Origin of the sequence: Maribacter sp. (assembly GCF_016744255.1) — a bacterium.
Lineage (GTDB): Bacteria > Bacteroidota > Bacteroidia > Flavobacteriales > Flavobacteriaceae > Maribacter_B.
Genome location: NZ_JADGES010000065.1, coordinates 1 through 19,896, shown reverse-complemented (window position 1 = coordinate 19,896; position 19,896 = coordinate 1). Strand labels below are relative to the sequence as shown.

22 protein-coding genes and 1 tRNA gene are annotated in these 19,896 nt (G+C 33.9%); 14 read left to right on the top strand and 9 right to left on the bottom strand.

Annotated elements, in window-relative coordinates; translation table 11 throughout:
* The 4 genes from QZZ51_RS11480 to QZZ51_RS11465 form a co-directional block, all read left to right on the top strand.
* A partial coding sequence (locus tag QZZ51_RS11480; RefSeq protein WP_291869733.1) for an SDR family oxidoreductase occupies positions 1-441 on the top strand: 441 nt, incomplete at its 5' end.
* Position 442: 1 nt separating this feature from the next.
* On the top strand, positions 443-1,756 hold the full coding sequence (locus QZZ51_RS11475; protein WP_291869731.1) for a deoxyribodipyrimidine photo-lyase: 1,314 nt from the start codon (positions 443-445) through the stop codon (positions 1,754-1,756).
* Between the two features lie 14 nt (positions 1,757-1,770).
* Positions 1,771-2,184 carry a GNAT family N-acetyltransferase gene (locus QZZ51_RS11470; RefSeq protein ID WP_291869729.1) on the top strand — a complete coding sequence of 138 codons (414 nt, stop codon included), beginning with the start codon at positions 1,771-1,773 and terminating at the stop codon, positions 2,182-2,184.
* A gap of 132 nt (positions 2,185-2,316) precedes the next feature.
* Positions 2,317-3,315, top strand: a complete 999-nt coding sequence (locus tag QZZ51_RS11465; RefSeq protein WP_291869727.1) for a pirin family protein — start codon at positions 2,317-2,319, stop codon at positions 3,313-3,315.
* Between the two features lie 54 nt (positions 3,316-3,369).
* Here QZZ51_RS11465 and murA read toward each other — a convergent pair whose 3' ends face one another.
* The 3 genes from murA to QZZ51_RS11450 form a co-directional block, all read right to left on the bottom strand.
* Entirely contained in the window at positions 3,370-4,677 is a 1,308-nt protein-coding gene (gene murA / locus QZZ51_RS11460; protein WP_291869725.1) for a UDP-N-acetylglucosamine 1-carboxyvinyltransferase, read from the bottom strand.
* An 18-nt stretch (positions 4,678-4,695) separates the two neighbouring features.
* Positions 4,696-5,358, bottom strand: coding sequence for a DUF4290 domain-containing protein (locus QZZ51_RS11455; RefSeq protein ID WP_291869722.1), 663 nt, complete (start codon positions 5,356-5,358; stop codon positions 4,696-4,698).
* An 85-nt stretch (positions 5,359-5,443) separates the two neighbouring features.
* Entirely contained in the window at positions 5,444-5,731 is a 288-nt protein-coding gene (locus QZZ51_RS11450) for a DUF493 family protein (RefSeq protein ID WP_291869720.1), read from the bottom strand.
* Between the two features lie 90 nt (positions 5,732-5,821).
* On the opposite strand from QZZ51_RS11450, the gene QZZ51_RS11445 reads away from it, so the two are divergent.
* From QZZ51_RS11445 to QZZ51_RS11425, 5 genes are all read left to right on the top strand, one after another.
* The gene (locus QZZ51_RS11445) at positions 5,822-6,388 is read left to right on the top strand and encodes an ATP-binding protein (protein ID WP_291869718.1); all 567 of its coding nucleotides are present in this window, start codon (positions 5,822-5,824) and stop codon (positions 6,386-6,388) included.
* The gene (locus QZZ51_RS11440) at positions 6,388-8,286 is read left to right on the top strand and encodes a RecQ family ATP-dependent DNA helicase (protein WP_291869716.1); all 1,899 of its coding nucleotides are present in this window, start codon (positions 6,388-6,390) and stop codon (positions 8,284-8,286) included. The genes QZZ51_RS11445 and QZZ51_RS11440 overlap by 1 nt, the downstream gene beginning before the upstream one ends.
* Position 8,287: 1 nt before the next feature.
* The gene (gene fmt, locus QZZ51_RS11435; protein ID WP_291869714.1) at positions 8,288-9,235 is read left to right on the top strand and encodes a methionyl-tRNA formyltransferase; all 948 of its coding nucleotides are present in this window, start codon (positions 8,288-8,290) and stop codon (positions 9,233-9,235) included.
* A gap of 172 nt (positions 9,236-9,407) precedes the next feature.
* Positions 9,408-9,680: an HU family DNA-binding protein gene (locus tag QZZ51_RS11430; RefSeq protein ID WP_121065908.1), complete on the top strand. Its 273-nt coding sequence runs from the start codon at positions 9,408-9,410 to the stop codon at positions 9,678-9,680.
* 115 nt (positions 9,681-9,795) lie between these two features.
* Positions 9,796-10,356, top strand: coding sequence for a YqgE/AlgH family protein (locus QZZ51_RS11425; protein ID WP_291869737.1), 561 nt, complete (start codon positions 9,796-9,798; stop codon positions 10,354-10,356).
* Here the strand turns inward: QZZ51_RS11425 and QZZ51_RS11420 are convergent.
* Together QZZ51_RS11420 and QZZ51_RS11415 are read right to left on the bottom strand one after the other, a co-directional pair.
* Positions 10,353-11,201 carry an aminotransferase class IV gene (locus QZZ51_RS11420; RefSeq protein ID WP_291869710.1) on the bottom strand — a complete coding sequence of 283 codons (849 nt, stop codon included), beginning with the start codon at positions 11,199-11,201 and terminating at the stop codon, positions 10,353-10,355. The two genes, QZZ51_RS11425 and QZZ51_RS11420, sit on opposite strands and share 4 nt — an antisense overlap.
* Positions 11,202-11,255: 54 nt before the next feature.
* Positions 11,256-11,639: an START-like domain-containing protein gene (locus tag QZZ51_RS11415; RefSeq protein WP_291869708.1), complete on the bottom strand. Its 384-nt coding sequence runs from the start codon at positions 11,637-11,639 to the stop codon at positions 11,256-11,258.
* Positions 11,640-11,771: 132 nt separating this feature from the next.
* Between QZZ51_RS11415 and QZZ51_RS11410 the strand changes: the two genes are divergently transcribed.
* Positions 11,772-11,845 (top strand) — tRNA-Met (locus tag QZZ51_RS11410).
* Positions 11,846-11,893: 48 nt separating this feature from the next.
* Here the strand turns inward: QZZ51_RS11410 and QZZ51_RS11405 are convergent.
* Positions 11,894-12,829, bottom strand: a complete 936-nt coding sequence (locus QZZ51_RS11405) for a L,D-transpeptidase (protein ID WP_291869706.1) — start codon at positions 12,827-12,829, stop codon at positions 11,894-11,896.
* 526 nt (positions 12,830-13,355) lie between these two features.
* Between QZZ51_RS11405 and QZZ51_RS11400 the strand changes: the two genes are divergently transcribed.
* From QZZ51_RS11400 to QZZ51_RS11390, 3 genes are all read left to right on the top strand, one after another.
* A complete protein-coding gene (locus QZZ51_RS11400) occupies positions 13,356-14,159 on the top strand; it encodes an ABC transporter permease (RefSeq protein ID WP_291869704.1) in 804 nt (267 codons plus the stop codon).
* A gap of 74 nt (positions 14,160-14,233) precedes the next feature.
* Entirely contained in the window at positions 14,234-14,956 is a 723-nt protein-coding gene (locus tag QZZ51_RS11395) for an ATP-binding cassette domain-containing protein (RefSeq protein WP_291869735.1), read from the top strand.
* 4 nt (positions 14,957-14,960) lie between these two features.
* On the top strand, positions 14,961-15,947 hold the full coding sequence (locus QZZ51_RS11390) for an MlaD family protein (RefSeq protein ID WP_291869702.1): 987 nt from the start codon (positions 14,961-14,963) through the stop codon (positions 15,945-15,947).
* 252 nt (positions 15,948-16,199) lie between these two features.
* Here QZZ51_RS11390 and QZZ51_RS11385 read toward each other — a convergent pair whose 3' ends face one another.
* From QZZ51_RS11385 to QZZ51_RS11375, 3 genes are all read right to left on the bottom strand, one after another.
* The gene (locus tag QZZ51_RS11385; protein WP_291869701.1) at positions 16,200-17,297 is read right to left on the bottom strand and encodes a DUF6544 family protein; all 1,098 of its coding nucleotides are present in this window, start codon (positions 17,295-17,297) and stop codon (positions 16,200-16,202) included.
* A gap of 117 nt (positions 17,298-17,414) precedes the next feature.
* Positions 17,415-17,552, bottom strand: coding sequence for a hypothetical protein (locus QZZ51_RS11380; protein ID WP_291869699.1), 138 nt, complete (start codon positions 17,550-17,552; stop codon positions 17,415-17,417).
* A 69-nt stretch (positions 17,553-17,621) separates the two neighbouring features.
* Positions 17,622-18,569: a hypothetical protein gene (locus QZZ51_RS11375; protein ID WP_291869698.1), complete on the bottom strand. Its 948-nt coding sequence runs from the start codon at positions 18,567-18,569 to the stop codon at positions 17,622-17,624.
* A gap of 678 nt (positions 18,570-19,247) precedes the next feature.
* Here QZZ51_RS11375 and QZZ51_RS11370 point away from each other — a divergent pair.
* On the top strand, positions 19,248-19,622 hold the full coding sequence (locus QZZ51_RS11370; protein ID WP_291869696.1) for a spore germination protein GerW family protein: 375 nt from the start codon (positions 19,248-19,250) through the stop codon (positions 19,620-19,622).
* The last annotated feature ends 274 nt before the right edge of the window (positions 19,623-19,896 follow it).

Genomic DNA, 19,896 nt, shown 5'->3' with positions numbered 1-19,896 from the left:
GAAGCTATAAGGCAAGATATGGAAATTAATTTTTTTAGCATGGTCAATGTTATTAGTAGTATCATTCCTAAAATGACAGAAAAAGCAAGTATTCTTATGTTTAGTACCGTTGCCGTAGGTACTGGCATGCCTTTTCACACGAGTATAGCTGCGGCTAAAGGTGCTGTGGAAGGGTTTGCTAAATCTCTTGCTGCAGAATACGCGCCTAAAATAAGAGTAAATGTAATTGCTCCTTCTTTAACAGATACACCACTAGCAAAGCGTCTACTGGGGAATGATAAAAAAAGAGAATTAATGGCACAAAAACATCCTCTTAAAAGAGTTGGTAACGTGGAAGACATAGCACATATGGCAGCATTTTTAATCAGTGACAAAAGCGGTTGGATAACGGGCCAAGTAATTGGAATAGACGGTGGGTTATCACAAATAAACATGGGGTAAAATGAGTTCTAAAATTTCTGTTTTTTGGTTTAGAAGAGACTTGCGTCTACAAGATAACATTGGTTTTTTTTATGCTTTAAAGGATAAAAACCCTGTACTACCCATTTTTATTTTTGATAAAGAAATTTTAGCTAAACTTCCAAAAGAAGATGCCAGAGTTAGTTTTATATTTTATACTCTTCAAAAAATGAGAGGCCATCTTTCTCATAAACATAATAGCTCCCTAGCCATATACCATGGAAACCCAGTAGAAGTGTTCTCTAAACTATCTGACAAATATTCTATAGATACGGTTTTCACAAATCATGATTACGAACCTTACGCTAAAAAAAGAGATTCTGAAGTCCTGAATTTTTTGAATAAAAATGCTATTAAATTCGAGACTTTTAAAGACCAAGTAATTTTTGAAAAGAAGGATATTTTGAAAGCAGATAATACGCCGTACGTGGTTTATACACCATACAAAAACAAATGGAAATCTTTATTTAATACAAGTTCGCATGTAAAGCCACATCCTAGCGAAACACTTCTAAATAATTGTATTAAAGATACTGCCCTAGAAAATAAAACTTTAAAGCAAATAGGTTTTATAAAATCCTCTATTGAAGTACCTAATTATACTATTTCTCCTTTTTTAATTGAGAATTATGAAAAAACCCGAAATTATCCATCTATAGAAAAAGGCACCTCTAGTATTGGCCCCCATTTACGATTCGGCACTATATCTATTCGCCAAGTTATGCAAAAAGCAATAGCCGAAAAGAATGAAGTTTTTTGGAATGAATTAATCTGGCGCGAATTTTTTATGCAAATTCTTTGGCATTTTCCACATACGGTAACCAATTCGTTTAGACCTAAATACGACAGAATTATTTGGAGAAATAATGAAGAAGAATTTAATGCTTGGAAAAATGGAAAAACTGGATATCCACTGGTAGATGCTGGAATGCGGCAATTAAACGCAACCGGCAATATGCATAATAGAGTCCGTATGCTGGTAGCAAGTTTTTTATGCAAACACTTACTTATAGATTGGCGTTGGGGAGAAGCCTATTTTGGGGAGAAATTATTAGATTATGATTTAAGTGCTAATATTGGTAATTGGCAATGGGCAGCAGGCAGTGGCGTAGATGCGGCTCCATATTTTCGTATATTTAATCCTACAACGCAAATACAAAAATTTGACCAACAGAAAGCATATATTAACACTTGGGTTAAGGACTTGCAAGAGCGAACCTACCCTACTCCTATTGTAGAGCATAAATTTGCTAGGGAACGTTGTTTAGCGACTTATAAAGATGCTCTAAATAATTAGCGCTATTTTTATCCATGCCTAAATTAGAAATAAAGCAAATATCTGCATCAGACACATTGCCGTTGCGACAATCTGTAATGTATCCAGATTATCCCTTAGAATATGTTATACTCGAAAAAGATTCGGAAGGTATACATTTTGGAGGCTTTATAGAAGAAGAACTAATTTGTGTTGTTTCTCTATTTTTTATTAATAATGAAGTTCAGTTTCGAAAATTAGCTACTCTAGAAACATACCAAAAAAATGGTTTTGGCTCCCAAATGATAAAACACCTTATTGCTTTTTCTAAAACACATAATGCTACAAAATTTTGGTGTAATGCTCGCACAAATAAAACTAGTTACTACCATAAATTCGGATTAAAAGAAACAAAAAAAACGTTCACAAAATCTGGAATAAACTTTGTAATAATGGAACTTAATTTTTAAAAGAAAATAGCGTTTCTTATTTTTATTAGACTAACAATTAAATACTCTAAGAACCAATTTTGTATAAGAAATACACTTGCAATAGCAGAGAGATTATCCAATAAAAGCAACTAATTATTAAACATAAAGAAAATGAAAAACACTATAAAATCGATATTCCCTTTAGGTTTTCCATGGCAAACACAAGACCCCTTTCTTTTTTGTGCGTATCATTACGATTTATATCCCAAAGGAAATAAAGAAATGGGACCAGCAGAATCTTTAGAAGGAAGAAGTTTAGGCAATGATTTTACTATTAAAGATGGGTGGCGAATGTACCATGGAAAAACAATTCCTGGGTTTCCATCGCACCCACATAGAGGTTTTGAAACTATTACACTTGCAAACAAAGGTTTTTGTGACCATTCCGATTCTTTAGGCGCTGCTGGTAGGTTCGGAAATGGAGATGTACAATGGATGACTGCAGGAGCTGGAGTACAGCATAGCGAAATGTTTCCATTACTAAATACAGAACAAAACAACCCTCTAGAACTTTTCCAGATATGGTTAAATTTAGAGAAAGCAAATAAATTTGTAGAACCCCATTTTGCGATGCTTTGGAGCGAAGATATTCCTGTCCTAAAAAACGACAATGCTAGCATTAAAATAATTGCAGGCACTTACGATGATATTAATGCCTGTAAACCTGCTCCAAATTCGTGGGCAGCAAACCCAGATAACGAAGTTGCTATTTGGACTTTACAGATAGATGCAAATACCAAATTCACACTTCCTGCTTCTAAAAATGACATAAGTAGAACACTCTACTTTTATGAGGGAGACTCTATAGAAATTGAAGAAACTACAATTACTCCAAATTACGGCGTAGATTTAGTTTCTAATATCGAAACAATTATAAAAACTGGAACAAAGCAAGGGCATTTACTGTTACTACAAGGAAAACCAATTAATGAACCTGTAGTTAAACACGGCCCTTTTGTTATGAATACAGAAGGTGAGATAAGACAAGCCATGAAAGAATATGGTCTTACCCAATTTGGAGGTTGGCCTTGGCAATACCCAGATAATGTACACCAGAAAGACAAAGGTAGATTCGCTAAGTTCCCCGACGGAACTCTGATTGAAAAATAAAAAAAGCAACTCAATCAGAGTTGCTTTTTTATCTATTTATATGAAAAAATAGTTTTATACCCTAACTATTCTAGCACCAATAGCACGTAAACGTTCATCTATATTTTCGTACCCACGATCTATTTGTTCTATATTATGGATAGTAGATTCTCCTTTTGCTGATAATGCTGCAATAAGCAAAGAAACCCCTGCTCTAATATCTGGAGAAACCATGGTAGTTGCTTTTAGGGTCGATTTAAAATCATGCCCTATAACTGTAGCTCTATGAGGATCACAAAGAATGATCTTAGCTCCCATATCTATTAATTTATCTACAAAAAATAATCTACTTTCAAACATTTTCTGATGGATAAGAACTTCTCCTCTAGCTTGCGAGGCTACCACCAAAATAATACTTAAAATATCTGGTGTAAGTCCTGGCCATGGAGCATCAGCGATAGTCAATATAGAACCGTCTATGAAATTTTGAATTTCATAACCTTCTTTATGACAAGGAATGTAAATATCATCCCCTCTCTTTTCCACTGTAATCCCTAATTTTCTAAATGTAGAAGGTATTTGCCCTAAATCTTTCCAACTCACATTTTTAATAGTAAGTTCACTCTTTGTCATAGCAGCAAGACCTATCCAGCTACCAATTTCAATCATATCTGGTAGCATCGTATGCTCTGTGCCTCCTAAAGAATCTACTCCTTGTATAACAAGCATATTAGAGCCAATACCAGATATTTTAGCTCCCATGCGCACCAACATTTTACACAACTGTTGTAAATACGGCTCACATGCAGCATTATAAATGGTTGTTTCCCCTTCTGCTAAAACAGCTGCCATTACAATATTGGCTGTACCTGTTACAGAAGCCTCATCTAACAACATATAGGTTCCTTTGAGTTTTTTGGCCTCTACACCGTAGAAATGCTCTTCCTTATTATATCTAAATTTAGCACCTAAACTAATAAAACCTTCAAAATGTGTATCTAGTCTTCTACGTCCTATTTTATCTCCTCCTGGTTTAGGAATATACCCTTTTCCAAAACGAGCTAATAATGGCCCAACAAGCATAATAGAACCCCTAAGTCCTCTACCATCTTGTTTAAATTGGTCCGATTGTAAATATTCTAAATTAACGTCATCTGCTTTAAAAGTATACGTGCCTTTACCCCTTTTTTGGATTTTTACACCTAGGTCTTCTAATAGAGAAATAAGTTTATTAACATCTACAATATCTGGAATATTGTTTACTGTAACTTTCTCTGCTGTTAACAATACAGCACAAAGTATCTGCAAGGCTTCATTTTTTGCGCCTTGAGGTGTAATTTCACCAGACAATTGGTGACCACCTTCAATTTTAAATGTTCCCATGTAATTGAATGAAGAAGTTTAATAGCGCTTTTTGCCGCGATTATTATTATTACTTTTTTGATATTTTTTCCCTGTATGAGCAAGTTTAGGTGTTTTTGCTACCCTATTTTTTAAGAATTGCCCGCTGTCTGTAAGTGTAGTATTCTCTTCGTTTAAGTCAATTTTTCCATCACTTAATTCAAATAAATGCTTAAAAATAGCTTTGTCATCCACAGTATCTTTGTTCCAATTAAGGTAACATTTTTTCATGTGATTGGCTATAGCATACTCTAAACCATCTCTCTTATCCCCTTTTTCCCATTCAATAGCAACATCAACCATACGTTTAATGTTGTTTCCGTAAAAACGGTATTTCGGAAAATTTTGTGGGTACTCTAAAGCTTCTGGTCTTTTTCTTAAAACTTCTTTGGAAGTTATTGGAAAAGGAGATTCTACATCCAATTTAAAATCGGCCATTATAAACAATTGATCCCAAAGTTTATGTTGAAAATCTGGCACATCTCTTAAATGGGGTTGTAAATTACCCATTACAGCAATAATAGATTTTGCTATTTTATTTCTTTCTTCTGGATCTTCGATGGATACCGCATGATCTACCATTTTTTGAAAATGACGACCGTATTCAGGTATAATAAGGTGAGGACGCTCAGTATTGTACTCTAAGTTTTCTACTAAATTCAAATTGAAAATTTTATGCTTATAAATGTATAAAGGAAGTATTCTTATAACGACTGCAAAATAAGAAAATTATCCTATATATACTATTTTACAGTGATATTACGCCTTCTACTAGTGTTACTTCTTTATATTTTTCTACGACTGCCTCAGGGTTCTCCATCTTTACGGTAATAGAAAGGCTTGTGTATTTACCATTTTTAGATTTTTTTGATTCTATAACAGCCCCTGTATTATCAAAAATAGAATTTATGGTATCTACTTTTTCTTTCTCAGAAACTACTATAAATTTATACAAATAAGTAGAAGGCCAACTAGATGTATCGTATAATTGACTAATTAATTTAGTATAAAACGCTTCGGATTTTTCTGCATCCATATTTAATATCTTTTGTGCAAAGATAGTAGTTCGCGCTTAATTTTTTAATCCTTTTGGTTTCCTTACTTTTGTTTCCTTAAAATATTGAAATTGATTCCAAAAAAAATAGTAATAACAGGTGGTCCTGGAACAGGAAAAACGTCTATAATTAAAGCTTTAGAAAACGAAGGTTTTTATTGTTTTCATGAAATTATAAGAACCATGACCCTAGAGGCTAAAAAGGAAATAAAAGATAACTCTTTAGCTTCTAATCCTTTGGCTTTTGTATCGGATCCAAATGCCTTTAACGAAATGCTTTTAAACGGACGCTTAAAGCAATATTTAGAAGCAAACAGCCGCAAAGAAGACCTTCTTTTTTTTGATAGAGGTGTGCCAGATGTCTTGGCCTATATGGATTATTTTAAGCAAGAATACACTTCCAATTATTTAAAAACCTGTGAAGATTATAAATATTCGCAAGTATTTATTTTACCTCCTTGGAAAGATATATATGTGTCTGACAATGAGCGATTAGAAAATTTTGATGAAGCTGTGGAAATTCATTCACATCTAGAAAAAACGTACTCCCATTTTGGTTACCCTGTAATAACGGTTCCTACGGGAACAGTTACAGAAAGAATTTCCTTTATAAAAAAGCAAATAACAGAAGATAACTAGTGTTAACAGATCCAAAAGAGCTTCTTGAAAAATATTGGGGTTACACTACCTTTAGAGGATCGCAGGAAAAAATAATTGCTGCTGTTTTAAATGGTAGAGATGTTCTAGCTCTACTCCCTACTGGCGGTGGTAAATCGCTTTGCTTTCAATTGCCTGCTTTGGCTTTGGATGGTATTTGTATTGTGGTATCTCCTTTGGTTGCTTTAATTAAAAACCAGGTAGATAGTCTTAATCAAAAAGGTATAAAAGCAATTGGTTTAACAGGAGGAATTCCTTTTGATGAAGTAAACAATCTTCTAGATAACTGTCTATTTGGAAACTATAAATTCTTGTACATATCCCCAGAAAGATTACAACAAGAAATTGTAGCCTCTAGAATACAACAAATGAACGTTAACCTCTTGGTGGTAGATGAAACGCATTGCATATCGCAGTGGGGACACGATTTTAGACCCGCCTATTTAGAGTGTTCTAAGCTAAAAGAATTAGTACCTAACAAGCCTATTATTGCATTAACGGCAACCGCTACGGATCAAGTGGTAAAAGATGTAAAGAGTATTTTAAAGTTGGAGAATGCTTTTTTTGTAAAAGATTCTTTTTACAGAAACAACTTGTCTTATAAAGTAATCTGGGACGAGAATAAAAAGCAACGGATTAAAGAATTATTTAAAGGCGATTCTAAATGCGGCATTATTTATGTTCGAAATCGGAAAAGCTCTATTGAAATAGCTAACTATTTAAACCGTAATAAATTTAGTGCTACTTTTTACCATGGTGGGCTTTCTAAAAAAGAGAAAAACAAAAAACTAGAATCCTGGTTAGAGGACGATGTTACTATTATGGTAGCCACCAATGCTTTTGGTATGGGTATTGATAAACCAGATGTTAAATTAGTAATACACTATCAAATTCCAGATTGTATAGAAAACTATTTTCAAGAAGCCGGCAGAGCTGGTAGAGATGGTAATCCGGCAGAGGTTATTCTTATTACAAACAAAACGGATGAGCAAATTGTAAAAAAGCAATTCCTAAGTGTTTTACCAGATGTAGCCAAGCTAAAAGTTATATATAGAAAACTCAGTAATTTCTTTCAGATATCTTACGGAGAAGGACATAACACTAAACACCAACTTCATTTTAATGAATTTTGTTCCAGATATTCCTTTAATCCATTATTAGCATACAATGCCTTAAAAATTTTAGACCAGAATTCTGTAATCACCCTATCAGAAACATTTAATATTAAAACTACTATTAGGTTTATTACATCCAAAGAACAACTATTACATTATTTAGAGAAGAATGATTCTATAGCACTAATCGTACAAACTATATTAAGAACTTACGGTGGCATTTTTGAGTTCGATACTAAAATAAACACCTTTTTATTAGCTAAAAAAACGGGTCAAAAAGAAGAATTAATTATTTCCATTCTAAAACAATTAGAAAAAGCAGAAATGATTACTTACACAGGAAAACATAGCGATATGGAAATTACATTTTTAATCCCTAGAGAAGATGATCTTACCATAAACCGATTTGCTAATAAAATTGTAGAACGAAATAACACTAAAAAAGAGCATATTAAAAAAATGCTACATTTTATTAATAATAATACCCAATGTAGAAGCAGGCAATTGTTACAATATTTTGGAGAAGACCCAAAAGAAGATTGTGGTATATGCGATGTTTGCGTTACAAATCAGAAAAAAAGTAATACCGATTTTAAAACTATTGCAAAAGACATATTGCAAAGGATAGATTCTAAGAGTTATTCTTCCAGAATAATAATAGAGCTACTTCCTTACGCTGAAAAAGATATCTTGTTTACGTTACAACAATTATTAGAACACGGATACATACAAATAAATTCTAAAAACGAATACGAAACTACTTAAGATGAAAGAATTACGAATAGTTTTCATGGGTACACCAGACTTTGCGGTTACCACTTTAGCTACCATAGTAGAAGCACAATATAATGTAGTTGGTGTTATTACAGCACCAGATAGGCCAGCAGGTAGAGGTCGAAAACTAAATACTTCAGCTGTTAAGAACTATGCTTTAGAAAAAAACCTTAAGATTTTACAACCAACTAATCTAAAGGATACTACATTCTTAGAAGAATTAAAAGTACTAGATGCCAACTTACAAATTGTTGTAGCATTTAGAATGTTACCCAAAGCGGTATGGCAAATGCCAAAATATGGCACTTTTAACTTACATGCTTCCCTTCTACCCCAATATAGAGGAGCTGCTCCTATTAATTGGGCTATTATTAATGGGGAAACAAAAACGGGAGTAACCACCTTTTATATAGATGATAAGATAGATACAGGAGAGATTATACTGCAAGAAGAAACATCTATTAGTACAGAAGACACTGCTGGAACGCTACATGACAAATTAATGCATCTTGGTGCAGCACTCGTCCTAAAGACACTAGACGCAATAAAAAACGATAAAGTTGCTCTTGTAAAACAAAAAGATACCGAGGAATTAAGGTCTGCTTACAAAATTCATAAAGAAACTTGTAAGGTTAATTGGGAACTACCATTAGATAAAATATACAATCATATACGCGGATTGTGCCCTTACCCTGCGGCCTGGACTACTTTATATAATAAGGAAGAAGAAATATTCTTAAAAATATATGCTATTTCTAAAATTACAGAAATACACGATTACAAAAATGGAACGGTTATTTTCACAAAAAAAGAAGTAAAAATAGCTGTTAATCATGGGTTTATTAATCTAATAGAGATTCAACTTCCTGGAAAACGCAAAATGAAGACAAATGAGGTTCTTAATGGTTTAAATTTGGATAAAAATGCACATGTGGCGTAAAGTCCTGCTACCATTGGGCTGCGAGAAACGTAAAAAACGCCCTACTTTATTAACAAACGCCTTGAGTTATTAACAAAAATGGGTATTTCCCCCTATTTTACTTGCGTTCACCAGAAATCCGTATAAATTTGTTAGAGGATTAAAATTATTTTAACTATTAATTAATATTATTATGAACAAAACAGAATTAATCGATGCAATGGCAGCTGATTCAGGAATCACAAAAGCAGCAGCAAAAAAAGCTTTAGAATCTTTCTTAGGAAATGTAGAAGGATCTCTTAAGAGTGGTGGTCGTGTATCTTTAGTAGGTTTCGGATCTTGGTCTGTATCTAAAAGAAATGCAAGAGAAGGAAGAAACCCTTCAACTGGAAAAACTATCCAAATTGCAGCTAAAAATGTTGTTAAGTTTAAAGCAGGTGCTGATTTAGGTAAAGCGGTAAACTAATCTGTTTAAAATACAGTATATGAAGCGTTTCTTAACAGAAGCGCTTTTTTTATACTCTAGCTTTTTGGTTTGTATTGAAAATACCTTATTTTTAGTAACCCAATGTGGACAGAATATGATAGACTCTAAACCAAATAAAGGAAAACTTTTAATTGCAGAACCTACCTTAACGGGTGATGTTTCCTTTAATAGATCTGTTGTATTATTAGCGGAGCATAATAAGGAAGGATCTGTTGGGTTTATCTTAAACAAACCATTAGATTTTTTTGTCAATGAACTGGTTACCGAAATCGACTTTCCTTTTCAGGTATACAATGGAGGCCCTGTAGAACAGGATAATTTATATTTTATTCACAAAGTACCAGAACTCATAACCAATAGCACAGAAATATCCGATGGTATATTTTGGGGTGGCGATTTTGATAAAGCTGTAGACTTAATCAATAAAAAGTTAATCTCTGAAGATGATATACGCTTCTTTTTGGGGTACACAGGCTGGGCGTCTCTACAATTAGATCAAGAACTTTCTTCTAATTCTTGGGTAGTGGTAAAAAATGAATATGAAAGTTCTATTATTCAGAAATCCGCAGATGCTTTCTGGAAAGAAAAAATGATAGAATTAGGTGGTGATTATTTATTATGGTCTAATGCCCCAGAAAACCCAAGCTTAAATTAAACATGCTTTTGCAAACGTATAACTGCGTTTAACTTTCCGATAAGGTCTTTAGAGGTTACTGCTAAAAAGTTCTTCTTACGGTACTTTGTAATGGGTTGTATACCTATAATACTATTTGTTATAAACAACTCATCTGCTTTTTGTAGTTCAAAAGGAGAAATAGATGCTTCTTCCAAAACATAAGTATCTAATTTTTTGATAATTTTAATAAGCTGCTCTCGTATAATCCCGTTTACACAACCATCTGCCAAAGGAGGTGTTTTTATGGTGTTTCCTTTTACCAAAAATAAATTTCCGTTTAATCCTTCTACTACTTGCTTTTCGTTATTTAAAAGCAAACAGGTATCATAATCATTCTCTTTTGCAAAAACGCTGCCTACTACATTTAAAATACGATTATTCGTTTTTAAATTAGATAACATATCTGCGTTTACTTTAAAATCTTTAAAAAGCTCCGCTTCATACCGTTTTTCTGAAAGAATAAAAAAGGGAGAAGACAATGGAGTTGCTTCAATAATAAAAGAAACAGAATTATTTTTTGGAGTATACAAGCCTCCATTATTTCTATAAATAGTTACTCTAATTCTTGCTTGGCTTATAGCGCTACTTGTAGCTACACTTTTTATTTGCTCTTCTAAATACTCCATGGTAAATTCCATAGGTATTTGCATACGTAAAATACGCATAGAAGACATAAGTCTTAGATAGTGCTCTTCCCATAAAATCACTTCATCATTAACCAGTCTAATGGTTTCGAACAAAGCATCTCCATATCGTAAACCTCTATTTTCTATATTTAAATAAAGAGTTTCATCTTCTAAAATTTCACCATTAAAATTAACCATAAAAAAAGCCTTAAATAAATTAAGGCCAAAGATAATATTATTATATGAAAAGGATTATTTGGATCCTAAAATTTGCTTTAAATCAGAAACTTGATTTTCCCATAACATTTTAGCTTCATCTAACTCGTCTTCTTCTGCAAAATCTGTTATAAATAAAGAGACATCTTTAGTTATCTCATCTACTATAATTTTTAACTCAAAATAGCTATCATCTTCATTTTCTGTCCAAGAAAATCGAACAAAATCGTCATTTTTCTTTTTCAAAAGTTTGGCTTCTTCTTCTGTTCCTTCCCAGATAAATTCGAACATTTCTCCTCTAGAATTTACATTATCGGCAAACCACTCGGATAATCCAGAAGGGGTAGATAAGTATTGATATAGTAGTTGTGGAGAGGACTGAATTACGAATTCTATTTCAAATTTTATTTTATCACTCATTGATTACATATTTATAATGCCAATATATATATTTATAAATGATAAAAAAACAAAAAATGTAGAATATTTTTTACAAAGTATAGTTGAAGGTAACGAAATTTAACTTTATATTTGCAGCCGTTAAAAAACCCTGGCGAGGTAGCTCAGTTGGTTAGAGCGTTGGATTCATAACCCAGAGGTCACGAGTTCAAATCTCGTTCTCGCTACATTTTTATGAAGAAAAACCCAAGATGAAAATCTTGGGTTTTTTGCTTCTAATCATTAGTATTGTAAATATCTTTAAGCAAAGAGATCACCAAACCTTCTTCATAGTTCTCCAAATCATAGCGAATCTTTATTTTGGTACCTAAGGGTACATGATAATAGATAATCCAGGTATCGGCCTCCTTGGTTCCTATACAACCATTGGAGTAAGCCTTTAATAAAGTTGTTGGATTGGTAGTCGGGTGTATCATTTGCCCGTTTCTGATACCGTTTATTTCTGTTTCTATCCAAGGAATTTGGGGCATTATGGTAGTTTTTCCATCGTCCCTTTTCGTTAGATAAAACTGTTTTCCATCTACAGGATTGTAAAAGTCAGGGTGTTTAACGTGCTCAACTATAGCTCCATTTCCTGTTTTGGTTCTCAAATCAGTTACACGATTTCCAAATTTCAAATAACGCTTTCTGTTCTGCCCCACTCGAATCGGAAACGAATACAATAAAATAGAATCTTCAAAAATGCGCAGTTTAAATTCGGGTATGTTTACGTCTATTTCTGTATTTTTAAAATTCTCCAGAATTTGGCAAGCAGTAAGGGAATCGGGAATATTTAATATACTTCCTTTAGGTAGTGCAATCATCTTTCGTTGGTCGTAGACAAAAGAATCACGAGCTATCATTCGGTAGTAATCCGTATTCGCCAAAGTATCCATAATCCAAGGATTATTTCTAACCAATACGTGTTCCGATAATGTATAGGGTACTAAAGAATCATATCTATTCACTAAGGAATCAACATACTTAAAATACTCTCCAATTCGAATATTTCTACCAACTTGTAGTTTTTTCGGTAGTTTAAATTCCTCGATATGCAATTGCGAGGTATCGGCTTTGGACTGCTCTTTTTTTACAATTGATGTGTTTCGGGCATTGCAAGAAGCCAAAAACAAAAAGAGTAACCATAGAACTAAGTATACCAATCGAACCATATTAACTTTCTATTTTTTTTATTGAACAACTTATATATGATTTGGTTTATTGGTAATCGTAGTACCGCAACCATCATATTTCAAATTTTATATTTCTACGGATGCCTTCATAGAATAAATGTAGTTCTCTGCCCAGCAGAAAAAAATGACCTTTATCATGTTCGTTTGGGTCGGGTCTTGTCAAATTCCTTTGCTTATTTGCAGTAAGCATTGTCCTCCTTGTATCTTGCCGATTCAAAAAACGGTTACACAAAGATCTACAGAGTGAGGGCTTTAAAAAAGTAATACTCTACCCTAAATGCTGAACCAAAATTCCTTGAATTAGATGCGATAACCATCTAAAAAAGCACATTCTTCGCTTAGACACAAGGGGTTTACATCCCTCTTTTTTGTCTTGTATTACATGTTATGTTCGGTTGTTTGATTATAAATGTAGCCATACAGAAACTCTTAAAAATGATAATTCTCGTAATGATACCATGATATTGGTCATTTTTAAGATAGCATTTTTAATTTACATTTGAGTATGGCCAATATCGTAAAACCACTACATATAAAATCAAAAATGGTAGGACGGATAAAACAATTCTTCATTCAGATTGGGGAGCTCTCTTATTTCGCTGGTCGCTTTTTTAAAGAAATTTTTTTCCCGCCTTTCGAGTTTAAAGAATTATTACGGCAATGTTATCAAATGGGTAATCGTTCATTGGTTTTGGTTGGTGTCACAGGATTTATTATCGGTTTAGTTATGACCTTGCAATCACGCCCCACACTGATTCAATTTGGCGCAGTTTCTTGGATGCCAAATATGACAGGTATTTCCATTGTCAGGGAAATTGGTCCCGTAATAACAGCGCTTATTTGTGCGGGACGGATTGCCTCTGGAATAGGCGCCGAATTGGGTTCTATGCGTGTAACCGAACAAATCGATGCCATGGAAGTATCAGGCACCAATCCCTTTAAATATTTGGTAGTAACTCGTATTCTGGCTACAACATTGATGCTTCCCTTGTTAGTCGTCTTTGGCGATTTGGTTGCCTTGTACGGTTCCGCATTAGTGGAGAATTTAAAAGGCGATGTGTCTTTTCAATTATATTTTAATACGGTTTTCGACGCCTTGAGTTTTGGAGATATAGTACCGGCTACAATAAAATCATTCTTTTTCGGGTTTGTCATCGGTTTGGTGGGCTGCTATAAGGGCTATTACAGTAAAAAAGGAACTGCTGGCGTTGGTGTCGCAGCAAATACTGCTGTGGTCATGGCTTCACTATTGGTCTTTGTAGTAGATTTTATAGCTGTTTTTGTTTCCGATATTTTTTATGAATTATGATAAACGAAAATACTACATATAAGAATAAAAAGAATCCTCCTAAATCGGATTATACAGATGCAAGAAAAACGGTCATCTGTATTCGTGATGTTTACAAAAGTTTCGGCGATAACCATGTGTTGAACGGATTTGATATGAAGCTGCATGAAGGCGAAAACCTAGTGGTCATGGGTAAATCAGGTTCGGGTAAATCTGTTATGATAAAATGTTTAGTAGGGTTAATGTCGCCAGACAGCGGATATATTGAAGTAATGGGAAAAGAGATAGCAACCTTAGACCGTCAAACTTTAGATGAATTGCGTTCCGATATCGGCTTCCTATTTCAAGGAAGCGCCCTGTATGATTCAATGACCGTACGTGAGAACCTCGAATTCCCCATGCGAAGGCACAAAGAGAAATTGGGTGTAGTTCAAGATACTACTCCCCTTGTAATGGAGGCTCTAGAAAATGTTGGGCTCGCCCATACAATAGATTTAATGCCTGCAGAACTTTCTGGCGGTATGAAAAGACGGATTGCATTGGCTAGAACACTTATATTGAAACCCAAAATTATTCTATATGATGAACCTACAAGCGGGTTAGATCCTATTACCGCAAAAGAAATCATCGAGTTGATGCGTAGCATTCAAAAAAAATATGGCACATCATCTTTGATTATAACACACGACGTGGATTGTGCAAGGGTAATTTCAGAGCGAATGATTCTATTGGTAGATGGTATCAATTATGCAGAAGGTTCCTATGCTGAGTTATCGGCATCCACCGACCCAAAAGTAGACGCATTTTTCAAAAAATAATAGTATGGCAAAGACATCTTTAGAAAATTTAAGATTAGGAATTTTTGTAGTTATAGGCACACTTTTATTACTCTTAGCTGCCTATCTCATAGGTAACCGTCAAAATATGTTCGGGAAGACCTTTAACATAACTGTTACTTTCAAAAATGCGAGCGGACTCCAAAATGGCAACAATGTCCGTTTTTCCGGTATCAATGTGGGTACAGTTAATGGCATAGAAATGGTAAATGACACCACAATAAGAGTTCGCTTGATTATAAAAGATGAAATGCGGAACCATATTAAAAAAAACGCCATTGCTACAATCGGTTCGGACGGATTGGTAGGAAGCATGTTGATTAACATCGTTCCAGGAGTGGGCAATACAAGGTTGATTAAACCAGGTGATGAGCTACAATCTTATAGCAAAGTAGCTACCCAAGATATGATGAATACATTGAATACTACCAATGAGAATGCCGCATTATTGACAGCTGATTTATTAAAAGTATCCCAAGCGCTAACTCAAGGCGAGGGAACCTTGGGTAAATTACTTAATGACAGTACCATGGCGAACGACTTTCAACAAACGATTACAAACCTTAAGTACACAAGCAATCATACAAATACGACCATGACTGAATTGAATAAAATAATGGAGAGCATAAATTTTGAAGAAAGTACGGCAGGCGTTTTACTAAGTGACACTGCTTCTGCTGTAAAAATGCGAAATGTTATCGGAAACCTGGAAACTTCAAGCATCGAAATAAAAAAAATGACTCAAGATTTAAACACGATTATCGAGGGGGTCAAAGATGGAGGTGGTGCAATAAGCTACCTCTCAAAAGACTCCACATTGGTCAATCAATTAAATAGAACAATGCAAAACATTGAACAGGGCTCCGAACGCTTCAATGAGAATATGGAAGCCTTAAAGCATAACTTTTTGACCAGAGGGTACTTTAGAAAGTTAGAAAAACAACAGGAAAAGTCAAACAAGAAAATACCGTGATGTATCTTAAAACATTACACTACAATAGTGTAGACCCATTTTTTATTTCGTGTACACTAATGCCTTCTATACGATAGTTGCAAAACTGAATTTCCTGTACTTTCTATTCTTAGTTGTTCCTTTTTCTGCTCTTCATCATATTACACCTGATACTTTTTTGATCTACCTATCGTGTTTTATTAGAATTGTGAGTAAAATATTAACAATCACATTTCTAAGAAACATTAGTAAAAATGCCATAATACATAATTTTTAAAACGAATATTCTAAATCAATCACGTTATACTCCACAGATTTTACTTTGAATTTCCCATAAACAAACTCGCCCTCTGGATAGTGCCAAACTGCTTCTCCATAGGTTGGTAGTTGAAGGCCATTAATAGTTTTATAATTCTTCACTGGCGTAGAAAAAGGAAATGTTTTCATTTCAGACACTGCTATTCGGTCGTTAGAAACAAAATTTATAAGTTGCCCTTCTGTATTAAAATATAAAATCGCTGAAATTTTGGCACTGTTATTTATGTAAGTTGCCTTTACAGATGTTTCATCAATAACTTTCCATTGTATATGTTTGTCGATAAGTGCTGCTGGAGCAAATAAGCATAAATCATTAAAAAAAGTAACCGTTTCTGTAGCAAACAAATCTTCTCCAGACATATCTACTACTGAGAATAAAGATAGTAGTTTAATTTGCATTCGGGCATTTACATTTTTATAAGAATGATAACCATGCGTAGGTATCCCTTTCATCTTTGCTTTCATAAAGAACAAGCGGGTGGGTTCCTTAACAAAATTATATTGTTCGGAAGTAAACCCAAACCAGTCTTTACCTTTGTCACGCATCTGGCCATCGAAAATAATTCTGAAATTATGTACCTTAGGTTTGTTCACTACCCCTACATATCTTAAATAATTTTGTACAATCGGCGGCAAGTGCATAAGATCCTTTTCTGTAAGGAGTTCATTCACAGCCTTGACTGTCTGAAAAGTGGACAACACGTCTTTATTATAACTGTTTTTAAATTTCTGAGCACCAAACCCTAGTATTGCTACTATAAGAATCATAATATTTGCTATAGTGCCAAATTTCGCATCCTTCCATGCTGCAAAAATTAATAATTGAGAGAAAACCAAAGCCGCCGTTATCAAAATGGGCCAACCATCCTTCTTCATAAAGTATAGTGCAGTCGATAGTATAAAAAGAAACCCTGTGAATAGCCATGAAATTCCTAGTGGTTTATAAATTTCCTTGGTAAATTGGGCTAGATTTCCAATTTCAAAAGCCTTAGCAAAACCCATAAAATGAATAATGCCATGAACCAATATTATAATAGTAAATGCGATTTTCATAGTTTTAAAGACTTTCCTCTATTTTCTTTACGTTCTTAGATTATTGTACCGAAAACTAATAAGAGAAAACCAATTCGCATAATAAGTAAAAAAATACCATACACTTTGTCCTAAACTTTACAGTACAAACTTCCCTTTATCTAAAATCTTAGAACCTACTGTTTCCGAAATGATATCTTCATAATAAAATAAAGCAATTGCTATCGCGAATAGTGCTCTTATAAGTCTATCTGCTAATCCCATATTTGTTTTCATTTCCTGAGTTTTAGTATTAAATAGGAGACTAAAATTAGAAGTTTACTACATCTTTTAAAATGATAAAAGTCATCCCTCAGGTTGTAGTTGAATTAGTATCGAAAAATACTTAAGCACCCGTAACGCCCTCAAAGTATTCCATCGACTTGATTTACCCGCTTTTTCCATTTCAAAATGGGTTTGACCTGAGTGTTTCGCTTGTACATTCCAAGTCAAGTCTTTATTCTGCTTTTTTAGCAATATTTGCATAGCAGGCATCATTCTATCATCCCATTTTACTTTTGCGTGTTGGAAGTAATCTAATGCTCTGAGAATATCATATCGCCAGCGACACGGATACGTTAACTTAAGGAAGTCCTTTTTTATTATTTCTCCAGTTCTGTCAGATAGAAACAGCTGATGCATTAGAATAAATTCAGTAGCTGTTTTTTTTGCTTTGATTAATTCCTTAAGTCGATAGTTGTAATTATTACGCTCATATTCTGTTATTCCTTCTAATACGGATAATGTTGTGTGCAAAGAACTGTGAACGGTTTTAAATCTATTAGACCTACAATTAAATCCACCGTCTGGCATTATTTGTGCTAGTATGCAATCAACAACAGATTCTAAATCGTTTTCATTTGTTTTAAAATAGGAAGCATAATTCAAGAACATTCCATTAATGCATAAGTCGGTCAATTGAGTTTTACCAATAGGTAAAAGCCCTCCGTCATTAGCTTTTTCATTTTGTAAGATAATTTCAATAGATTTTTTTATAAGTGGGTTATCAGGGGTAATACATAAATTACGCAAATCTTGGAGCGTATAGTGAGTAGAAGTCCATTTGGGTTGATAAAAAGATTTGCCCCAGTGACCATCTGGATTACGTTTAGCCATAAATCGGGCGCCCCAGCCTTCTTGCGCAATTCTATCTTGAAGGTCTTTACGCTCTGTAAATAACAAATCACGATAGACTTGATACTGGATGGCCACTTCACCTTCCAAAAGCCAGTTTATAATTTCTTGCTTATCCATAATTTTCCAATAGGTATATCGTAAAAATAGTACGACCCAAGTTCGCTTAAAATGATAACCGTCATTTGGTCGTAAATCATTAATATAAGTTCCAAAAACTCTCATAACCTGATCCCAATCATTGTAGTAAATCATCTCTGGCACTTCCTTTGTTAAAAATTAAAAAATGGCAGCATCTCTAATTTTTGGATTGCTTTTTCTGTTATTACTCGGCCTTTTATTCATACCAATCGAAGTGTACTTCAATACGATTACCAATCAATATTATTTACGGTTAAGAGGTTTAGTAAAGGTAAGTATGGAAAGTGACGAAGAAGAACTGCTACGAATACGGATAAAGGTTTTTTTTAGGAATTTCCATTTCTATCCACTTCAGAAAATCGAAAATGTTAAAAGGAAGAAATTAGAAAAAAGGGTATTCAAAAAACATATAAAAAAAAATAACCTTAAAATTCTTTTTAGGCTACTAAAATCATTTAGAGTCAAAAAAATGTATGTAAACATAGATACTGGAGATTGCCTAATGAATGCAAAACTATACCCTCTATTCGCATTTTTAAACTATCATAAAGGAAACTTCAACATCAACTTTGAAGGAAGGAACCAGATGGTGCTGTCTATAGAGAATAGACCCATTCATATTATTAAATCATTTATTAACTTTTAAAATAGAATATCATGGAACTACATTTTGAAGAATTATTAGGAAAAATTACAGATTTCATTAAAACGGAAGCAAAAACGGAAACAGTTGTTGGCGAACAATTTGAACTAGGCGAATTCAAGTGTGTACCTGTTATCAAAGTAGGTATGGGCTTTGGCTCTGGTGGCGGGGAAGGTTCACAGCCAAAAACGGGTCAAGGTCATGGAGGGGGAGCTGCGGCTGGAGTTGGCATTGAACCTATAGGTTTTTTAGTCAGTAGAGCCGACGAGATTTCGTTTTTAGCAGCAGGCAAGACCCAAGGATTGGCAGCAGCCTTTGAAAAAGTACCAGATTTGATAGAAAAACTTGCTAAAAATCGGGACAAGAAAAAAGAAGCAGCTGAAAGCTGAAAGCAGTAAAGCTACTAAAAGGGCACGCCTGATTCTATTAGTTGAAATTTTGTTTGCCCTTTTCTTTTAACCAATAGATAATGATTCTATTTATAAGACATGGAATCAAAAAATATCTTTACCCAAATTAGTTGTCCGAAAATCAGTATGATTGTAAAAATAACCCATCCATTTTGGTCCTCTTCCGCATCGAAAATTCTAACTTTTCTTAACTTCCATTTTTTGATTTTGAATTTTTAAATCAATTGTCTTTAGTAGATAATAAACTATTCAA

Bases quoted from the DNA above. Each gene is read 5' to 3' on its own strand.
- QZZ51_RS11475 (WP_291869731.1), top strand. From the start codon at position 443: ATGAGTTCTAAAATTTCTGTTTTTTGGTTTAGAAGAGACTTGCGTCTA.
- QZZ51_RS11470 (WP_291869729.1), top strand. From the start codon at position 1,771: ATGCCTAAATTAGAAATAAAGCAAATATCTGCATCAGACACATTGCCG.
- QZZ51_RS11465 (WP_291869727.1), top strand. From the start codon at position 2,317: ATGAAAAACACTATAAAATCGATATTCCCTTTAGGTTTTCCATGGCAA.
- murA (WP_291869725.1), bottom strand. From the start codon at position 4,677: ATGGGAACATTTAAAATTGAAGGTGGTCACCAATTGTCTGGTGAAATT.
- QZZ51_RS11450 (WP_291869720.1), bottom strand. From the start codon at position 5,731: ATGGATGCAGAAAAATCCGAAGCGTTTTATACTAAATTAATTAGTCAA.
- fmt (WP_291869714.1), top strand. From the start codon at position 8,288: ATGAAAGAATTACGAATAGTTTTCATGGGTACACCAGACTTTGCGGTT.
- QZZ51_RS11430 (WP_121065908.1), top strand. From the start codon at position 9,408: ATGAACAAAACAGAATTAATCGATGCAATGGCAGCTGATTCAGGAATC.
- QZZ51_RS11425 (WP_291869737.1), top strand. From the start codon at position 9,796: ATGATAGACTCTAAACCAAATAAAGGAAAACTTTTAATTGCAGAACCT.
- QZZ51_RS11420 (WP_291869710.1), bottom strand. From the start codon at position 11,201: ATGGTTAATTTTAATGGTGAAATTTTAGAAGATGAAACTCTTTATTTA.
- QZZ51_RS11415 (WP_291869708.1), bottom strand. From the start codon at position 11,639: ATGAGTGATAAAATAAAATTTGAAATAGAATTCGTAATTCAGTCCTCT.
- QZZ51_RS11405 (WP_291869706.1), bottom strand. From the start codon at position 12,829: ATGGTTCGATTGGTATACTTAGTTCTATGGTTACTCTTTTTGTTTTTG.
- QZZ51_RS11400 (WP_291869704.1), top strand. From the start codon at position 13,356: ATGGCCAATATCGTAAAACCACTACATATAAAATCAAAAATGGTAGGA.
- QZZ51_RS11390 (WP_291869702.1), top strand. From the start codon at position 14,961: ATGGCAAAGACATCTTTAGAAAATTTAAGATTAGGAATTTTTGTAGTT.
- QZZ51_RS11385 (WP_291869701.1), bottom strand. From the start codon at position 17,297: ATGAAAATCGCATTTACTATTATAATATTGGTTCATGGCATTATTCAT.
- QZZ51_RS11380 (WP_291869699.1), bottom strand. From the start codon at position 17,552: ATGAAAACAAATATGGGATTAGCAGATAGACTTATAAGAGCACTATTC.
- QZZ51_RS11375 (WP_291869698.1), bottom strand. From the start codon at position 18,569: ATGGATAAGCAAGAAATTATAAACTGGCTTTTGGAAGGTGAAGTGGCC.
- QZZ51_RS11370 (WP_291869696.1), top strand. From the start codon at position 19,248: ATGGAACTACATTTTGAAGAATTATTAGGAAAAATTACAGATTTCATT.